The sequence below is a fragment of the Marinimicrobium sp. UBA4209 genome (assembly GCF_002381585.1).
Classification (GTDB): Bacteria; Pseudomonadota; Gammaproteobacteria; order Pseudomonadales; family Cellvibrionaceae; genus Marinimicrobium; species Marinimicrobium koreense.
Map to the genome: position 1 here is coordinate 13,723 of NZ_DFTP01000095.1, position 16,308 is coordinate 30,030.

A 16,308-nucleotide genomic window follows, 5' to 3' on the forward strand; every position below is an offset into this window, starting at 1 on the left:
ACCTGTGAGAGGATTTTCCATGATCCATCGTATTCTGATCGCGGCCCTGCTGGCAGTGGCCAGTACCCTGGCTCAGGCCGAGCGTATCAAAGACATCGCCACGGTCGCCGGCGTGCGCTCCAACCAACTGGTGGGCTATGGCCTTGTGGTCGGTCTGGATGGCACGGGGGATCAGACCAACCAGTCGCCGTTTACCATTCAATCCTTCAACAACATGTTGCAGCAGTTTGGCATCACCGTTCCGCCGGGTACACGGGTGCAGACCAAAAACGTCGCCGCGGTGATGATTCAGGCGGAATTGCCGGCCTTTGCCAAACCCGGCCAGACCATTGATGTCACGGTGTCCTCCATCAGTAATGCCACCAGCCTGCGCGGCGGCAGCCTGTTGATGACCTCCCTGAAAGGCCCGGACGGCCAGGTCTACGCTCTGGCTCAGGGCAACCTGGTGGTGGGTGGCTTTGGCGCTGAAGGTCGGGACGGTTCCCGGATTACCGTCAACGTCCCCAGCGTGGGTCGCATCCCCGGTGGTGCCACGGTAGAAAAAGAGGTCAAAAACAATTTCAGTTCCGGACAGCCGGTGGTGCTCAACCTGAACCGTGCGGATTTCACCACCGCCAACCGGGTCGTCCAGAGCATCAACGAAATGCTGGGGCCGGATGTCGCCCGCGCCCAGGATGCGGTGTCGGTCTCGGTCAGTGCGCCTCAGGATCCATCACATCGGGTAGATTTTATTTCCCTGCTGGAAAACATTGAGGTCGAGCCCGGTGAGGAAGCGGCCAAGGTGGTTATCAATTCACGCACCGGTACCATCGTGGTGGGCCAGCATGTGCGCGTCTCCCCGGTGGCGGTCACCCACGGCAATCTGACCGTTTCCATTTCGGAAGACTATACCGCCGTGCAACCCAACCCACTGGGCGAAGGCGATACCGTTGTTCTGCCGGGCAGTGATGTGGAAATCACCGAAGAAACCAACCCGATGTTCAAGTTCGCACCGGGCAATACGCTGGAAGATATTGTTCGCTCGGTGAATAACGTCGGTGCCTCTCCCGGTGACCTGATGGCCATTCTGGAAGCGCTCAAACAGTCCGGTGCACTTAAAGCCCAGTTGATGGTGATCTGATGATTCCGCTCGATACAACACACGTTCGTCAGCAAGTGCAGGACAGTCTGCTGAACAACGACGGCATGGAAGCCCTGCGCGCCAAAGGTCGCAACGGCGACCCGGAGGCGTTGCGGGAAGTGGCTCGCCAGTTTGAGTCCATGTTTGTACATCAGATGTTCAAACAGATGCGCGCTACCAACGAAGTGTTTGGCAAAGACAGTCTGTTCAGCAGCGAGGAGAGCAAGTTCCACAAGGAAATGCTCGACCAGCAGATGTCCCTGGAACTGACCAAAGGCCGGGGTCTCGGTCTGGCGGAAATGTTGTATCAACAGATGGAAAGGGCCTACGGCGACAAGCTTAAACCGCAGAAAGCGGAATCCATGGATACCAGCCGGCTGGAACGTCAGTCTAACCTCTCGGTTCCGACCGCCCCGGTCACTGGCGGCAAAGCCCCTCTGGCGAACAGCCCGGCCGAGTTTGTGGAGCGCATCCGGCCCCATGCGGTTAAAGCGGCGGAGCAGCTTGGTGTGGCCCCACAGGCACTGATTGCCCAAGCAGCACTGGAAACCGGTTGGGGTCAGCATGTGATTCATACCGGCAGCGGTTCCAACAGCCACAATCTGTTCAATATCAAAGCCGACGGACGCTGGGAAGGGGATCGCATCAACGTCTCCACCATTGAATACCGCCACGGCTTGCCGCAAGTGGAGCGGGCGGATTTCCGTCGCTATGACAGTTATGAGCAGAGCTTTACCGACTATGTCCAGTTCCTGCAGGACAATCCGCGCTATCAGGAGGCTCTGAAAGCCGGTGACGATGCGGAGCGCTACGTGGAAGGATTGCAGGACGCGGGCTATGCGACCGACCCCGCCTACGCGGAAAAACTGAAGACCCTGATGCGCACCGAACCGCTGATGACCGTGGTTCGCAATGACGCCCCTAACCCGAACGATGCCTGATAGGTAAGCCACCATGTCCGGAATACTGAATACCGCCATCTCCGGTTTGCGCGTCAGCCAGGCGGCTTTGCGCACGGCGGGTCACAATATCAGTAACGCCAATACCGAGGGCTACACTCGCCAGCGCACCGAAGACGTGGCGCGGCCGGAACAGCGTTTGGGTAGTGCGGGCTATGTGGGCAGCGGTGCGAGCACTCAGTCCATTGCGCGCATTACCGACCAGTTTGTGTTGCAGCAACTGCGTACGGACACGACGAACTTTAACTCTCTGGACAAGTACAGCGGTAATCTGCAGAAAATCGACCGTCTGTTCGCCGACGAAACCACCGGTCTGGCGGGCGGATTGAAGAGCTTTTTTGCGTCGGTGCAGAATGCGGCGGACGATCCGTCGTCCTCCCCGGCGCGGCAGTTGGTGGTCACCGAGGCGGAAAGTCTGTCCAACCGGTTCAATACCCTGTATGACCGCCTGGCGGACATTGAACGCAATGTCATTCGGGAAATGGACTCTCTGACCGTCCAGATTAACGACTACGCGCAGAACATTGCCGATCTCAACCAGGCCATTGCGGAAAAAGCCCTGCCGGGTACCGGGAACGACCCCAATGACCTGCTTGACCAACGGGACGAAGCGCTACGCAAACTGTCCGAGCTGGTGGGCATTACGGCTGTGCAGCAAGGCCCCAACACGGTCAATGTGTTTTTGGGGCAGGGGCAAGCTCTGGTGGTGGGCACCTCGGCGAATCAGTTTGAAGTTAGCAACGCCGGCGAAGTGACCGTGGGCAAAGGCCAGCGGCGCTTTGATGTGACGGATCAATTGTCTGGCGGTCAGCTCGGTGGCTTGGTGGACTTCCAGCACGGCGTATTGCAAACCGCCAAAAATGAGCTCGGCCGGGTGTCCATGGCCGTGGCAGAGAGTTTTAACCAGCAACAACTGCAAGGGTTGGACTTGGACGGCGACTACGGCCAACGGCTGTTTCGCGACATTAACGATCCGGAGCTGATCGGTGACCGCTTTGTGTCCGGCAATAACGCCGCCCCGGACGACCGGCGGATGTCGATTGAGATTACCGACATCAGTCAGCTCAGCGCCAGCGATTATGACTTCAAGATTCTGGATAACACCAACAACTACGTTATCACCCGCCAAAGCGACAACGAGATTGTCAGTCAGGGCTCCCTGACCGGAAGCTATCCGCAAAGCTTCGAATTTGACGGGTTGAAAGTGACCCTTGAGGGCGGATCCTTCCAGGGCAACGATACCTTCACTCTACAGCCGACCAAGAATGCGGCGCGCTTTATGGAGACCCGGCTGAGCCGCCCGGAGGATTTGGCGTTTGCCTCTCCGGTGCGCACCAATGCCGATACGGCCAATGCGGGTACCGGGACCATCAGTCAGGGTGAAGTGCTGAGCAAGGTGGACGCCAACGGCGAGATTCTGCCGGCCTTCGCCACCGACGGCCAACTGTCACCGCCGCTGTTAGTTCGTTTCACCTCGGAAACCACCTACGACATTCTGGACAACTCGGATCCGGCCAACCCCAAGCACCTGGAGCCTCCGGTGCGAGAGCAGCGCTTTGTGCCGGGGCAGGATAACGCCCTGTTTGGGGAAGACCTGGGGCAGACCCGCGTCACCGGTGACGGTGCCCGGCTTGGCCTACCCGACGGCCGCACCGCTCAGACCGGCATTCCCGCCGGCGACCCGGCGCAGCCCAATGGCTATCCGGTCGAGCAACTGCGCTTCCGGATCACCGATCCGCAAACCGGTAACACAAGCACTCGCATCGTGGTCACGCAGCCGAACATGTCTGCCGGCCTGCTGGCGGATGAGCTCAGCCGTATGCCGGGGGTATCCGCCAATGCATTTACCAGCGCGACCCTGACGGACTTCCGTTTTGACGACACCAGCGCACCGTTCCAGATAACCCTGAACGGTGAAGCGCTGTTGGAGTACAACGGCGGCGTACTCTCCGGCGCTGTGCCCGATCCGCAGACCGATCCGGTGGCGTTTCAGGACTACCTGGCCCAGCGCATTGAAGAGAACGACAACCTCAAGGCCTTGGGCTTCCGCGCCGAGGCCGCCGCCAATCCGGTCACCGGCGAGCTGGAATTGCGAGTGGTGAACTCCTCCGGGGTGGATATAGATGTTCGGCTGGAGGCAAGCGCCGCAGGCCAGAACCAGCTGAGCGTCAACGACGGCACCGGCAACCCTGACGTGCGTTTGACCGGCACCGGTGCGGGTCAGCAATCCCAGGTCACCGTCGGTGGCCGGGTGGATCTGGTGATGGGCGAGGGCATTGAGCTGCAGACCGCCCCTTCGGGCAGCCAGCTGTTTGGCGACAGCGATGCGGAGGATTTTGCACCGTCGGCGTTTCTGGGCTATCAGGCCGTGATTAAAGGTCAGCCGAAGGCGGGCGATAGTTTTACCCTGGACTTCAATGACGACGCCACCAACGACAACCGCAACGCCTTGGCCATGGCCTCTCTAGAAACCGCCAAAATTCTCGGCGACGGGAAGCTGGGCCTGAGCGATGCCTACGGCCAGTTGGTGGAAAAAGTCGGCACAGAAAGCGCCTCGGCCAAAAGCAATCGCCAGGCGGCGGAGAGCCTGATGCAGCAGACCCAGAGCCTGCGTGACAGCATCAGCGGCGTCAATCTTGATGAGGAGGCCGCCAACCTGATCAAGTACGAGCAAGTGTACAACGCCAACTCCCGGGTGATCAGCGTCGCGCGGGACCTGTTTGACACCCTGTTGAATTCCATCTGACTGAGGTTTTACCCATGCGCGTTTCCACCTCACAGATTTACAATATCGCCGACATCGGCATGCGCGATGCCCAGTCCGCGGTTAATAAAACCAGCGAACAGATCAGCACGGGCAAGCGGGTGCTGAGTCCGGCGGACGACCCGGTGGCGGCGGTAACCATTCTGCGCCTGACCCAGAATCTCGGGCGTCTGGAGCAGTATGAAAAAAACATCAATGCCGCCGAGAACAGCCTGGATCAGGAAGAGGTGGCGCTGGAAGCGGTCGTCAACGTCATCCAGCGTATCAAAGAGCTGACCGTCCAGGCCGGTAATACCGGTACCCTAAATGCCAGTAACTACAAAGCCCTGGCAGCGGAAGTGGATACCCGCATTGAAGAGCTGCTCAACTTGCAAAACAGCCGCAACGCCTCCGGACAGTACATGTTTGGCGGCCACCAGGGCGGCGAAGCGCCATTTGTGGACGAAGGACAGGGCAACTTTACCTATCAGGGCGATGAGGGGCAGCTGAATATTCAGCTCTCGGAGTCGGTCACCATTCCGGTGTCGGATTCCGGCAAGCGGTTGTTCGTGGATGTGCCCAGCGGCCACAATACCTTTAACACCCGAGCGAACAGCGACAACCTGGCGGTGCCCCCGGCGAAAATCAGCGTCGGCCGCATTGTCGATCAGGAAGCGTTCGACAAGTTTTCTCCGCGCGGTATGGAGATCACTTTCAACGCGCCGGAAAATGTTACGCCGGCCGCTGCCAACTACACCATTACCGATGATAAAGGGCGGGTGCTGGTAGAGAACGCCCCTTACCGGTCCGGCGAACCCATCGAGCTGAACGGCATTCAGTTTACCGTCAGTGGCCAGCCTTACAGCGGCGAAGCGGCGGTGCCCAGCACTCTGGACTTTGGCGCCGTGACCCCGACGGACTTCAGTGCCGGGCCGGAAACCATCACCCTCTCCGTGGGCGGAAAAACCGAAACTCTGGTGCTGGACCAAGCGGTGAATAACGCTGCGGATCTGGCGGCGGCCCTGTCCAGCTCTGTGGAGACCGTCGGCGGCAGCGGTGCGGCCGACAATGCCGACAAACTGGCGAATCTGGGCATTACGGTGGACGCCACCGGCCTGCAGGTGCCCAACGGCCAGAACCTAACAGTGCGCAGCGGCACCGCTAACACTGACGCGGCCTTTGGCTTCGCCACCCAGAACGCCGGCACCACCGCCACCAACGGCGAGCTGGCGGTTCCGGGGGACGGTTTCCAGGTGCGCAGCACCGACAAGCAGGGCCTGCTCACCACCTTGTCGCGTTTTAGCGAGGCCCTGCACGCCTACGATGGTACCGATGAAGGAAAGGAGAACATGCGTGAGCTGGTGGCGAAAACCCTCACCAACCTGGACACCGGACTCGACCGGGTATCCGAAGTGCAGGGCGAAATCGGCGCGCGCTTGAATACCCTGGAAAGTGTCCGTAACCTCAATAGCGACACCAAGCTGCAAAGCGAAGAGCTGCTCAGCCAGGTGCGCGATGTTGACGTTGCGGAGGCCTCCACCCGCCTGCAGATGCAGAGCTTTATCCTGAGCGCCGCCCAACAGACCTTCGTCAAAGTCAGCAACCTGAACTTATTCAACTTCCTGTAAAGGCCCATCAATGACCCGAGACGATGACCTCCTGGCGCCCCTGAACCAGCTTCAGGCTCACATTGAAACCCTGCAGGCTCTGGCCGAAACCGGACGTTGGGACGAGTTCTCGGCCTTGAGCGAAGAGCGTGAAGCGCTGTTAGAGAAGGTCAATGACGGGGAGTTTCTGATCGAAGTGGCCAAGGCCGGCCAGGAGCAGGCTTTCCGCGACCAGGTGGCTGACATCCAGCGCCTCAACGATCACATTACCGAACTGGCCGAAGCCACCAAATCCGACATCGCCGCCGAACTCAAAAAGCAGAACCATCAGGACAAGGCCATCAAGGCCTACAAACCTTGACCGAAAAGTGTGGTTACGGCAGATAGCACGGCAGGCCGCGTAGGGCGGATAAGCCGAAGGCGCATCCGCCGTAACGCAACCCCAAAACCCAACTGAACTCCACACCCGCCGTAAACCAACGGTTCACCCCGACACCTCACCACACCGGCAGAAAACCGGCACTTCTGCACCGGGGTGGCGCATTATTCATCTTTATGTTACTATGTTGACCATCCAATCGTTTGTAAGACTCCCCCAATAACCCATATCACCCCAACACTCACCAAATACTGGAGAGGTTAATACCCCTATGCCGGGCAAAAAACTGACCGCCGTGATCGTCGCGCTCGTAGCCCTCATCACCCTGTCGTTGGTGGTGCTGGGAGGCAATGCCTTGATAGGGCTGCATGACACCATGGAATCGGCAGCGGACAACGAGCACATTGAGGGGATTACCTGGGCGGGGGCACTGATCAGCGCTATCCTGGTCGGCTGCGTTCTGGCCCTGATCTTCAGCCTGGACAAGGCCGGACGGTTGTCCCAGTTGATCCGTCGGCTGCGGGAGGAGTCCTTCCAAAACGCCTATCAGAAGGCGCAGTTGGAGCAGTTCTTTGCTATCTCACCGGATATCCTCTGCACCCTGGACCAGCAGGGAGGCTTTTTGCAGGTTAACCCAGCAGCCAGTCGTATTCTGGGCCGAACTCCCGAAGACATGGGGGGCAGCCGATTTCTCAGCGTTATTTGTGACGGTGACCGCCCTGAAGTGGTCAAGCAGATCAACAGTCTACTGTCTCACGGAGAAAACCACGTCAGCTTTGATGCCCGCACCAAAACCGCCAACGGCAGTCACCGTTGGGTCGAGTGGAGTTTTGTCAAAGTGGACTGGGAGACCCTTTACTTCGGTTACGGACGGGATATCCACGACCGCAAAGTCATGGAAAAAGAGCTTCAGCACAGTGCGTTCCATGACAAGCTCACCGGCGTCGCCAACCGCGAGCTGTTTCTGGATCGTCTGTCTCAGACCATTCACCGCACTCGCCGGCACCCAGCCCCTTTTGCTGTGTTGCTTATGGATATCGACAACTTCAAAACCATTAATGACAGCTATGGCCACCAGGTGGGCGATAGCTTATTGAGGCTTTTCTCTCAGCGCATTCAGGATCAGCTGCGCCCTGAAGATACCTTGGCCCGGTTCGGCGGCGATGAGTTTATCTTGCTTGCCGAGCACGTGGCTGACCACAACGCAGCCGCCAGCCTGGCCGAGCGCATTCTGGAAAGCCTACGACGGCCGTTTACTGTGAGTGGCACTGAGTTTGATGTGGGCTCCAGCGTCGGTATTACCCTGGAATCCGGCCAGGAGCAAAGTGCGGATACGCTGATTCGTAAGGCCGACCTGTCTCTGTATAAAGCCAAAGAGGCAGGGAAGGGCACCTACTTTATTTATGATCAGGCACTCAGCAATGAGCAGCGTTCCAGAGCCAGACTGGAAACCGAGCTGCGCAAAGCGCTTCAGAATCAGGACTTGAAAGCCCACTTTCAGGCCATCACCGATGTGCCGACGGGTAATCCGAGCGGCTGTGAAGTGCTGTGTCGCTGGCACCACCCCGAGCTGGGCGTCATGAGCCCGGAAGACTTTGTCCCCGTAGCCGAGGCGGCCGGGCTGATTGGCGACATTGGTCGCCAGATGCTCACCCAGGCCTGCGCCGCGCTTCAGCAGTGGCGGGCCAATGGTGTTGTACCCTGCGAGTTCGCCATCAGTGTCAACCTGTCACCCAAAGAGTTCTTTCAGGTTGACCTGGTGCCGTTTATTCAGCAAACCCTGCAAGCCTATGGGCTGAGCGGCCGAAACCTCAGTCTGGAGGTCACGGAGGGCGTGTTGATCGAACGCGACGAAGAGGCGAGCAAAATTCTGAATCGGTTGCGCGATTTGGGAATCCGCATTTACGTGGATGACTTCGGCACTGGCTACTCGTCGTTGAGCTACCTGCGCACCCTCCCTGTGGACGGCATTAAGCTGGACAAGAGCTTTATTGAGAAAATCCACTCCGCCAAAAAGAGCCAGGAGATTGCCCGCACCGTACTGGAGCTGGCCAAGGTGCTCAAGCTGCGCTCCATCGTAGAAGGCATCGAAACCCGCGAGCAGCTGGATTTCGTTACCGATCTTGGCTTCGGCTACGCTCAAGGCTTTGGTCTCCATCGTCCCTGTGACAAAGATGCCTTTGCACTCTGGATGGCGACCCAGGAATCCAGGCAAGCCGGTGCCGCTTGACTCGTTCGGCTCCAGGCTTCTCTCTCACCCCACCTCCGGCATGGCCTCTGATATGTCGTCAAACCACTGCTGCAGACTGTCGATGACGGCGCGGGTTTTCGCGGGCATGGTGTCGCGGCTGGGGGCCAGGGCATGAACACTGAAGCTGGGTGCCCGCCACTGCGGTAACAGTTGTATTAATCGGCCGCTGCGCAGCGCCTCCCGCACCTCCGGCTCGGGCAGCAGCCCGTAGCCCACGCCATCCTGAACAAGCTGTATCGCCACTTGCATATTATTCACCCGAATTCGCGGTCGGGGTAGCGGTAGCGCCTCGCCGGTAAGGTGGTGGGTCAGCCTGTCGTTGAATCGCCGTTCGCGCACGGTATGTGCAATGTAACCCTCCCCGCTCAGGCCCTCGGGGCGTTCAATCGGCTTTGCCAGTTGAGCATGCCCCGGCGCGGCACACAGCACAAAATGCCAGTCCACCAGATGTCGGGCTACCAGGGAAGAATCGGCCAATGGGCCGATGCACAGCGCCAGGTCCGCGCCCGCGGCAATCAGGTCCGGGTTTTCGTCACCGAAGCTCAGGTCCAGGCGTAACCGGGGAAACTCCCGCGTGAGCTGCTTGAGCGGCTCGCTGAGTAGGCCCGCACCAAAGCCCACCGGTGCTATGACTTTCAAGGTGCCGCAGGGGGTGCCCTGCAGCTGCTCTATGTCCTCCCGCGCCTTCTCGGCCACTTCCAGCATGGTGCGGCAGCACTGGTATTGAATTTTGCCGGCCTCCGTGAGCACCAGATTTCGGGTGTTGCGGTTGAACAGGCTGAGGCCCAGATCACTTTCCAGCTTCTGCAGTTGCTGACTGACCGCCGAGGTGGTCATGTGCAGGTCCTCAGCGGCCGCACCCATTCGACCCAGCTCCACGGTACGGGTAAACACCCGGATTGCCCTCATCATTTTTGCGTTCATTACCAATACCCCTGTTCGCGATTATCCAGCGCTGCTTAAGAGTGATTCCAAATACCCTTGATTGAGCGAGCAGCAGCAAGAGTTTACATTACGAATGCAAACAATTCTCATTAAGTTTATCAAAAAGTTGCAATGGAGGAAATATTCTTGGGACTGATTCGACACGTCTTGCCCGTCGCTTTACTTGCTGTCGGCGCCACCACCGCGTGGGCTCAGGGCAGCGCACCACGGCAACTGGCGCTCGCTCCGCTGGAAACCATCGTCATTACCGCCAGTGGCCATGAGCAGGAACTGAAAGACGCTCCGGCGTCCATCAGCGTGATCGACGGTGAGCGGCTGTCCCAGCGTTTCTACCGGGATGTGACGGACGCCATTGCCGATGTGCCCGGAGCCATCGTCACCGGTGGTGGAGACCGGGAAGACATCAGTCTGCGCGGCATGGGCAGCAGCTACACCCTGATTCTGGTGGACGGCCAGCGCCAGAGCTCGCGGGAAACCCGGCCCAATAGCGACGGCCCGGGGGTGGAAGGGGAGTGGACTCCACCGCTGGTGGCCATTGAGCGGATCGAAGTGGTGCGCGGCCCCATGTCGTCTCTGTACGGTTCTGACGCCATTGGTGGGGTGATCAACATCATCACCAAGAAAACGCCGGAACACTGGCGCTCGGAAATCCGGCTGGACACCACCGTTCAGGAGCGCAGCGAGTCCGGCAACATTCACCAGGTCAACCTGTTTACCGCCGGCTCCATCATTCCCGATGTACTGGGCTTACAGGTCAACGGTCGGTTTACCCAGCGCGGAGAAGACGACATCGTCGGCGGCTTTCGCGGTAAGGACTCTGACACGCTGAACGTCAAGCTGGCGCTTACCCCCGGGGATGACCATGAAGTCATTCTGGAGGCGGGCAAAGCGTCCCAGGTCATCGATGCGACCCTGGGAAAAACGGTGGAGCCTCTGGCGCCCGGTGAAGCCTGTGATAGACGCGGTTGCCCGGAATCCTCGACCACCGAATACGACAGTGAAACCCTGGCGCTGACCCACAATGGCCGTTGGGATCGCCTGACGCTGCGTAGCTACGTCAAACGTGACGAGTATGAAAACCGGGCGAGGGCGATGGCCATTTCCAACACGGACTTCCAGACGCTCGGGACCTTGCCGTTGGGCGATCATCACGTGAGCTTCGGCGGTTCCTATCTTCAAGAGAAACTCGACGACCGCACCAGTAACCAGGTCAGCGACCGCACCACGATTGAGGGTTCCCAGTGGTCCCTGTTCGCCGAAAACGAATGGCAGGTGGCCACGCCTTTTTCCTTGACCACCGGCCTGCGCTATGACGACAACGACCAGTTTGGCGGCCACTGGAGCCCGCGCCTGTACGGCAACTGGGCCATCACCCGGGACACTACCCTCAAGGGCGGGGTGTCTACCGGCTACAGTGCGCCCGACCTGCGCGCCACAGTACCGGATTGGGGGCAGGTCAGCCGCGGCGGCAACGTCTATGGCAACCCGGACCTGGAGCCGGAAACGTCTGTCAGTCAGGAGCTCGGTATCTACACCACCTTTGCCGACACCCTGGACACCTCACTGACGGTTTTCCACAACGCTTTCGAGGACAAGATTACCCGCGTGGCCTGCCCGGATACGATTTGCGATGCCGGCCCCAACCAGTTCGGTTCATTGCCTACGACGCGAATCAATATTGACGAAGCGGTTACCCAGGGTATTGAAATCACCGCTTCCGCCGACCTGAACGACGCCTGGTCCCTGAGTGGCAACTACACCTATACCGACTCGGAACAGAAAACCGGGGAGTACGCCGGAAGCCCGCTGAATCAGCTACCGAAGCACATGGTACAGACCTCGGTTACCTGGCGCCCGACCGACACGTTCAACGGTTGGCTGCGCGTCATTTACCGAGGCGAAGAAAGCCAGCCCACTACCGGGCCATCCCAGGACAGTTTGATTGCGCCGTCCTACACCACCATTGACCTTGGCGGCAACTACCAGTTGGCCGAACGCCTCAAACTGGGTGTTGGGATTTATAACCTGGGCGATGAAGAGATCAACCTGGACGACTACGGCTATGTGGAAGACGGCCGACGCCTCTGGCTGTCCCTGGCCTGGAGCCTGTAATGGCCCAGTCGCTTACCCGCAAAATTTGGAACGTGCGGAATTGGCACTGGGTCAGCTCCGCCATTTGCCTGGCAGGGATGATGTTGTTTGCCATCACCGGCATCACCCTCAACCACGCCGGGCAAATCGACGGTGAAGCCAAGGTCCATACCGAGTCTGCCCAGGTGCCGGAGGCGTTGCTCGTCCGGCTGGAAGAGGGCCAGCCGCTGCCGGGTGCATTCGTGCACTGGTACGCCGATACCACCGGCGACCGGATTCGCCCGGAGGCCGAGGTGACCTGGAGCGACTACGAATTCTATGCCAGTTTTCCCCGCGCCGGAGGCGATCGTTGGTTCACCGTGGACCGGGAAACCGGGGCCTTCTACCAGGAGGTGACCGACCGGGGCTGGATTGCCTACTTCAATGACCTGCATAAAGGCCGGAACACCGGCTGGGTATGGCGGCTGTTCATCGATGTGTTTTCCGTCGCCTGTATCGTGTTTTCCATAACGGGGCTCATTCTTTTGAAAAAGCACAGCAAAAAACGCACAACCACCTGGCCATTGGTCATGGCCGGCATTCTGATTCCCATTCTGTTACTGGTCATTCCAGCGCACGCCAGCGCCGAAGATCAACTACAGGTGGAGATTCCGCGCCTGCCCGTGGCCGAATATCACGCACCCTACGTTGCCATCTGGTTGGCGGACGAGCGGGGCAAGCCAGTGTTCGACATCGCCCTCTGGTACGACCTGCGAATGGCGAATCGGGAAGGCGAAAAATGGCTGAAGGACCTGCGCCTATGGTGGCGCCGCAGCGGCCGGTTTGCGGACCTTCCCATCGACGGTGTTACCGGAGCCACCCGCCGACCGGGGCAGACCACCGTGGACCTGACGCCTTTCAGAACGCGATTGAATCAACTACCGGCGGGGCGCTACTCGATTGTCGTCGAAGCAGCCCGTGAACTGGGCGGCCGGGAAACCGTCGAGCTGCCTCTGACTCTGCCGGCCGATACATCTTTTTCCACCACCGAAGCGGGCGAGCACGAGCTCGGCGCTATAACCCTGACATTGGAGTCCAACGAATGAAACTGATCAGAACGCTTACTGCTACCCTGCTTGCGCTGGCATTGTTCGCCTCCCAGGCCCAAGCCCATCGCCTGTGGATCAAACCGAACACCACGGTCGTCTCGGGCGAGAATGAATGGATCACCTTTGATGCCGCGATTGCCAACGGCATTTTCAATCCCGACCATCACGCCTACCCACTGGAACGGCTGACCGCCTGGAACCCGGAAGCCAGCAAGATCGAGCTGCAAAACGGCCAGCGCCTGAAGTACCGCAGCGTCTTCGACCTCAACCTGACAGAGGAGGGCACCTACAAGGTGTTCAGCGCGAGCCGCACCCTGGTCGCCCGCTGGACCGACGAAAACGGCGAGCGCCACTTCTGGCCCGGCCGTGGGCGCACCGGCACAGAGGCGGAGTTTCGCAACCAGGTTCCGCAAGAGGCTGCGGACTTGCAGGTCACCGACGCGGCAAACCGCATCGAGGTGTTCGTCACCGCCGGGGCTCCCACCGACGCGGTATTGAAACCCACCGGCCAAGGGCTAGAATGGGCACCCGGACTGCATCCGAACGACTTGTACACTGGCGAGACGGTGACGTTCGGCTTTCTGTTCGACGGCCAACCGGCAAAAAACGCCAGCCTGACCCTGGTGAGGGAAGGGGAAAAATATCGCGATCAGTCCCGGCCCACCACCGGCACCACAAATGCCAAGGGTGAAGTCACCGTAACCTTTGAAGCGCCCGGCATGTACTTTCTGGAAGTGGAATACGAGGATGACGACGCCGCGCCGCCCGCAAGCCAGCGGCGTGGTAGCTATTCCGCGGTGGTTGAGGTCTTGCCGTTATAATAACGGCACCACATGGGTGCCCTACGTGGTTGGCATCCTTTGCGGGGAATCACAGTCCACGATGCTGGTCAGCTGTGTAGGGCACCCATGCGGTGCCGTCTAACGTCATTCAATTACCAGCGAGTGCAAACACCTCATCACGCGGCCCCGCATCCAACACCCGATCACCCCAGGCCTGCCAAGTCCAGCGTAGGGTGGCATAAGGCCGAAGGCCGTCATCCACCATTCTCAGCTTCGTTTCAGACTCCAATCGGTGGATGACGGGGCTTGCGCCCCTTATGCCACCCTACGGCCAAGGACCCGTGCGGAGGACGTCCGCGTGTTTGCTAATCCGCTTGTCCATTTACTAACGACTGGTTTAGCACCCTCTGCACCAACGCGTTCACTTTGTGTTGCAGCTCCATCAGAATATGCCGCAAATACGTCCGGCTAATATCCGCACTTTCCACCACTTCAGGCCGACCAATCAGCATCAGGATTTTACGTACCAGGTATAGAACCCAACGAGAAACGGTGTCAGCGAGTTTGATGCCCTTGTTCAGAATAACTGCTATGGAATCCAGCAACGTCAACTGCGTCGATCCCGCGCCAGACAGCAAGCGGGCCGCCCCAGCCATGCAGCGCTCTAGAACATAAATCAGTGCTCGCCCAAGCCACTCGAGGCTATCAATGCTGAAACTGACCAGGTGGTTGCTTAATAACCAATGTTCAATTTCGCGGTCCGAACCTGACCCTTTCGGCTCAGCCAGAACCGGCCAGTTTTTTGAGCCAATGCTGGTGGCGTACTCGCCAATACTGTGGTCGCGAAGGGTTGGGATCGTCCCGATCGCTGGGAGTCGGTAGGTCTGGCCCTGCAAAGGTGCGTGAAGAAATGGCCAGATTGGGACGTAGGGCACCACGTCTGAACGGCGATACACCCGGTAAATATTGGGCGAGCTTAATGTTTTGGACAGGGTGCTGGCGAAGCCGTGTAACCCCACGCGTGGCGCTCCGAAGGTGTAAAGGCACGGTTTTCTATGGTACGCCAACTCGATCCATTCAGCGCACAAGCTGGCGATCGCGCCGCCCAGACTGTGGCCAATGCAATGGATCTGGGTACCGGAAATGCTCGGCATTAGCGACAATAGCTGTGGTCGAATGGATTTAAACGCATCGCTAAAGCCGGCGTGTACCGGCTGATTATTGCTGGAGCGAGCGAGAGTGAAATTAGCGTTGGTCAGCCAATCGGCCAAGTAGTGGGTGCCTCGGAACACCAGAAACGAATGACCTGCGAAACGGTCCCGACCTGTCAGGCAAAGCCCAAACGCTGTCCGGCACTTTATAAAACTGGGCCCTCCCGTTTGGGCGGTCAGCATAGTGTTATCGTTAAACTGGAAAATGTTTTTATAGCGTCGCTGAAATTCTTCGAGCCCGGCGCGGTAGGATGATTCTTTTGAAAGCAAGTAAACGTCTCGAGCGAGAACAGCGGCTTGGGCTGGGCTTAGCGGGTTTTGCATACTCATCTCCTTGTATTAAATGCATACCTTTTGTCAGTCTTTCTCTGAACCTACACCGTTCTCCCATATCCAGTCTTCAGAGGGGTCCGGTTTGACATCCCAGTTACATCGACTGAAAATTGGTCCGCCGTTCACGGTGATGCTCTTTTCCTCATCAAAAAGCTCACAAGTTACATTGAGAGGTGTTCCGCGAGACTCGGCATTACGCTCCGATGTTCGTTTAATACCGCGCCATATCTGGATTTCGGAGCTATCGTAAAATGCTGTCAGGCTTTGCGAAGCCACAAACTCCATCGGTAGAAACTTGGCGACGGTTCGCTCGGTCATTTCCGGGAAGTGAAAATGGCCGTCGGCATCGGTCGTGGTTTCATCCTGGTGCTCTGATTGCCACTTGGCCGTTCGGACCAGGCGGACGTTTGCCGCCGGCATCCCATTGGCCATCAGCACCCCTGACATTTCTGAAAACAGGCAAACTTTGCCGATATCGGTAAGACTCATCGCACAAACTCCCACAGAGGTAAGGGCCAGAAGGACCAACAATAAGGACTTCAGCATGCTGAAGGTTCCTGGAGGAATGGGGTTTCGGGTGGGATAGGGGGTTGGTGGTCCATAATCGCTCCTTGTGGTGTGGATTCCTGATGGTGAAAACTATCACCGGGCATGTGCGGGGGCAAGAGGTCAGGCGGGGTTTTGTGAACCAGGTCAAAACGCCATCTGCGCGCCTCGAAAGGTCGGACCGATTGCGCCCTGCGCAAATTGCCTTTCTATCCGTAGGGCGGATAAGCGCCGCAAGGCGCGCATCCGCCGT

Annotated in this window: 12 protein-coding genes; 9 read left to right on the forward strand and 3 right to left on the reverse strand. The window is 58.8% G+C overall.

Going from position 1 to position 16,308, the window contains the following annotated elements; genetic code table 11:
• The first annotated feature begins 19 nt into the window (after positions 1–19).
• The 6 genes from B3187_RS14060 (at position 20) to B3187_RS14085 (ending at position 9,038) form a co-directional block, all read left to right on the forward strand.
• Positions 20–1,120 carry a flagellar basal body P-ring protein FlgI gene (locus tag B3187_RS14060; RefSeq protein WP_286807108.1) on the forward strand — a complete coding sequence of 367 codons (1,101 nt, stop codon included), beginning with the start codon at positions 20–22 and terminating at the stop codon, positions 1,118–1,120.
• A complete protein-coding gene (flgJ, locus tag B3187_RS14065; RefSeq protein WP_286807110.1) occupies positions 1,120–2,061 on the forward strand; it encodes a flagellar assembly peptidoglycan hydrolase FlgJ in 942 nt (313 codons plus the stop codon). Before B3187_RS14060 ends, flgJ begins: the two co-directional genes overlap by 1 nt.
• A gap of 13 nt (positions 2,062–2,074) precedes the next feature.
• Positions 2,075–4,825, forward strand: a complete 2,751-nt coding sequence (gene flgK / locus B3187_RS14070; RefSeq protein ID WP_286807112.1) for a flagellar hook-associated protein FlgK — start codon at positions 2,075–2,077, stop codon at positions 4,823–4,825.
• 14 nt (positions 4,826–4,839) lie between these two features.
• The gene (gene flgL / locus B3187_RS14075; RefSeq protein WP_286807113.1) at positions 4,840–6,450 is read left to right on the forward strand and encodes a flagellar hook-associated protein FlgL; all 1,611 of its coding nucleotides are present in this window, start codon (positions 4,840–4,842) and stop codon (positions 6,448–6,450) included.
• Positions 6,451–6,460: 10 nt separating this feature from the next.
• Complete coding sequence (locus B3187_RS14080; RefSeq protein WP_286807114.1) at positions 6,461–6,790, forward strand: flagellar protein FliT; 330 nt, start codon at positions 6,461–6,463, stop codon at positions 6,788–6,790.
• Between the two features lie 289 nt (positions 6,791–7,079).
• Positions 7,080–9,038, forward strand: coding sequence for a putative bifunctional diguanylate cyclase/phosphodiesterase (locus B3187_RS14085; protein WP_286807116.1), 1,959 nt, complete (start codon positions 7,080–7,082; stop codon positions 9,036–9,038).
• A gap of 24 nt (positions 9,039–9,062) precedes the next feature.
• Here the strand turns inward: B3187_RS14085 and B3187_RS14090 are convergent, their stop codons facing one another.
• A complete protein-coding gene (locus B3187_RS14090) occupies positions 9,063–9,983 on the reverse strand; it encodes a LysR family transcriptional regulator (RefSeq protein WP_286807117.1) in 921 nt (306 codons plus the stop codon).
• A 147-nt stretch (positions 9,984–10,130) separates the two neighbouring features.
• Here B3187_RS14090 and B3187_RS14095 point away from each other — a divergent pair, with 147 nt between their 5' ends.
• From B3187_RS14095 to B3187_RS14105, 3 genes are read left to right on the forward strand one after another with little or no spacing between them, the layout of a single operon-like run.
• Positions 10,131–12,116 (forward strand): ligand-gated channel protein, encoded by a 1,986-nt coding sequence (locus tag B3187_RS14095; RefSeq protein ID WP_286807118.1) that lies wholly within the window; start codon positions 10,131–10,133, stop codon positions 12,114–12,116.
• On the forward strand, positions 12,116–13,180 hold the full coding sequence (locus B3187_RS14100; protein ID WP_286807119.1) for a PepSY-associated TM helix domain-containing protein: 1,065 nt from the start codon (positions 12,116–12,118) through the stop codon (positions 13,178–13,180). Before B3187_RS14095 ends, B3187_RS14100 begins: the two co-directional genes overlap by 1 nt.
• Complete coding sequence (locus B3187_RS14105; protein ID WP_286807121.1) at positions 13,177–14,004, forward strand: DUF4198 domain-containing protein; 828 nt, start codon at positions 13,177–13,179, stop codon at positions 14,002–14,004. The genes B3187_RS14100 and B3187_RS14105 overlap by 4 nt, the downstream gene beginning before the upstream one ends.
• Before the next feature lie 326 nt (positions 14,005–14,330).
• On the opposite strand, the gene B3187_RS14110 is transcribed toward B3187_RS14105, so the two are convergent.
• Positions 14,331–15,500 carry a lipase family protein gene (locus B3187_RS14110; protein ID WP_286807122.1) on the reverse strand — a complete coding sequence of 390 codons (1,170 nt, stop codon included), beginning with the start codon at positions 15,498–15,500 and terminating at the stop codon, positions 14,331–14,333.
• Between the two features lie 33 nt (positions 15,501–15,533).
• Positions 15,534–16,055 (reverse strand): DUF6795 domain-containing protein, encoded by a 522-nt coding sequence (locus B3187_RS14115; protein WP_286807124.1) that lies wholly within the window; start codon positions 16,053–16,055, stop codon positions 15,534–15,536.
• Positions 16,056–16,308: the final 253 nt, after the last annotated feature.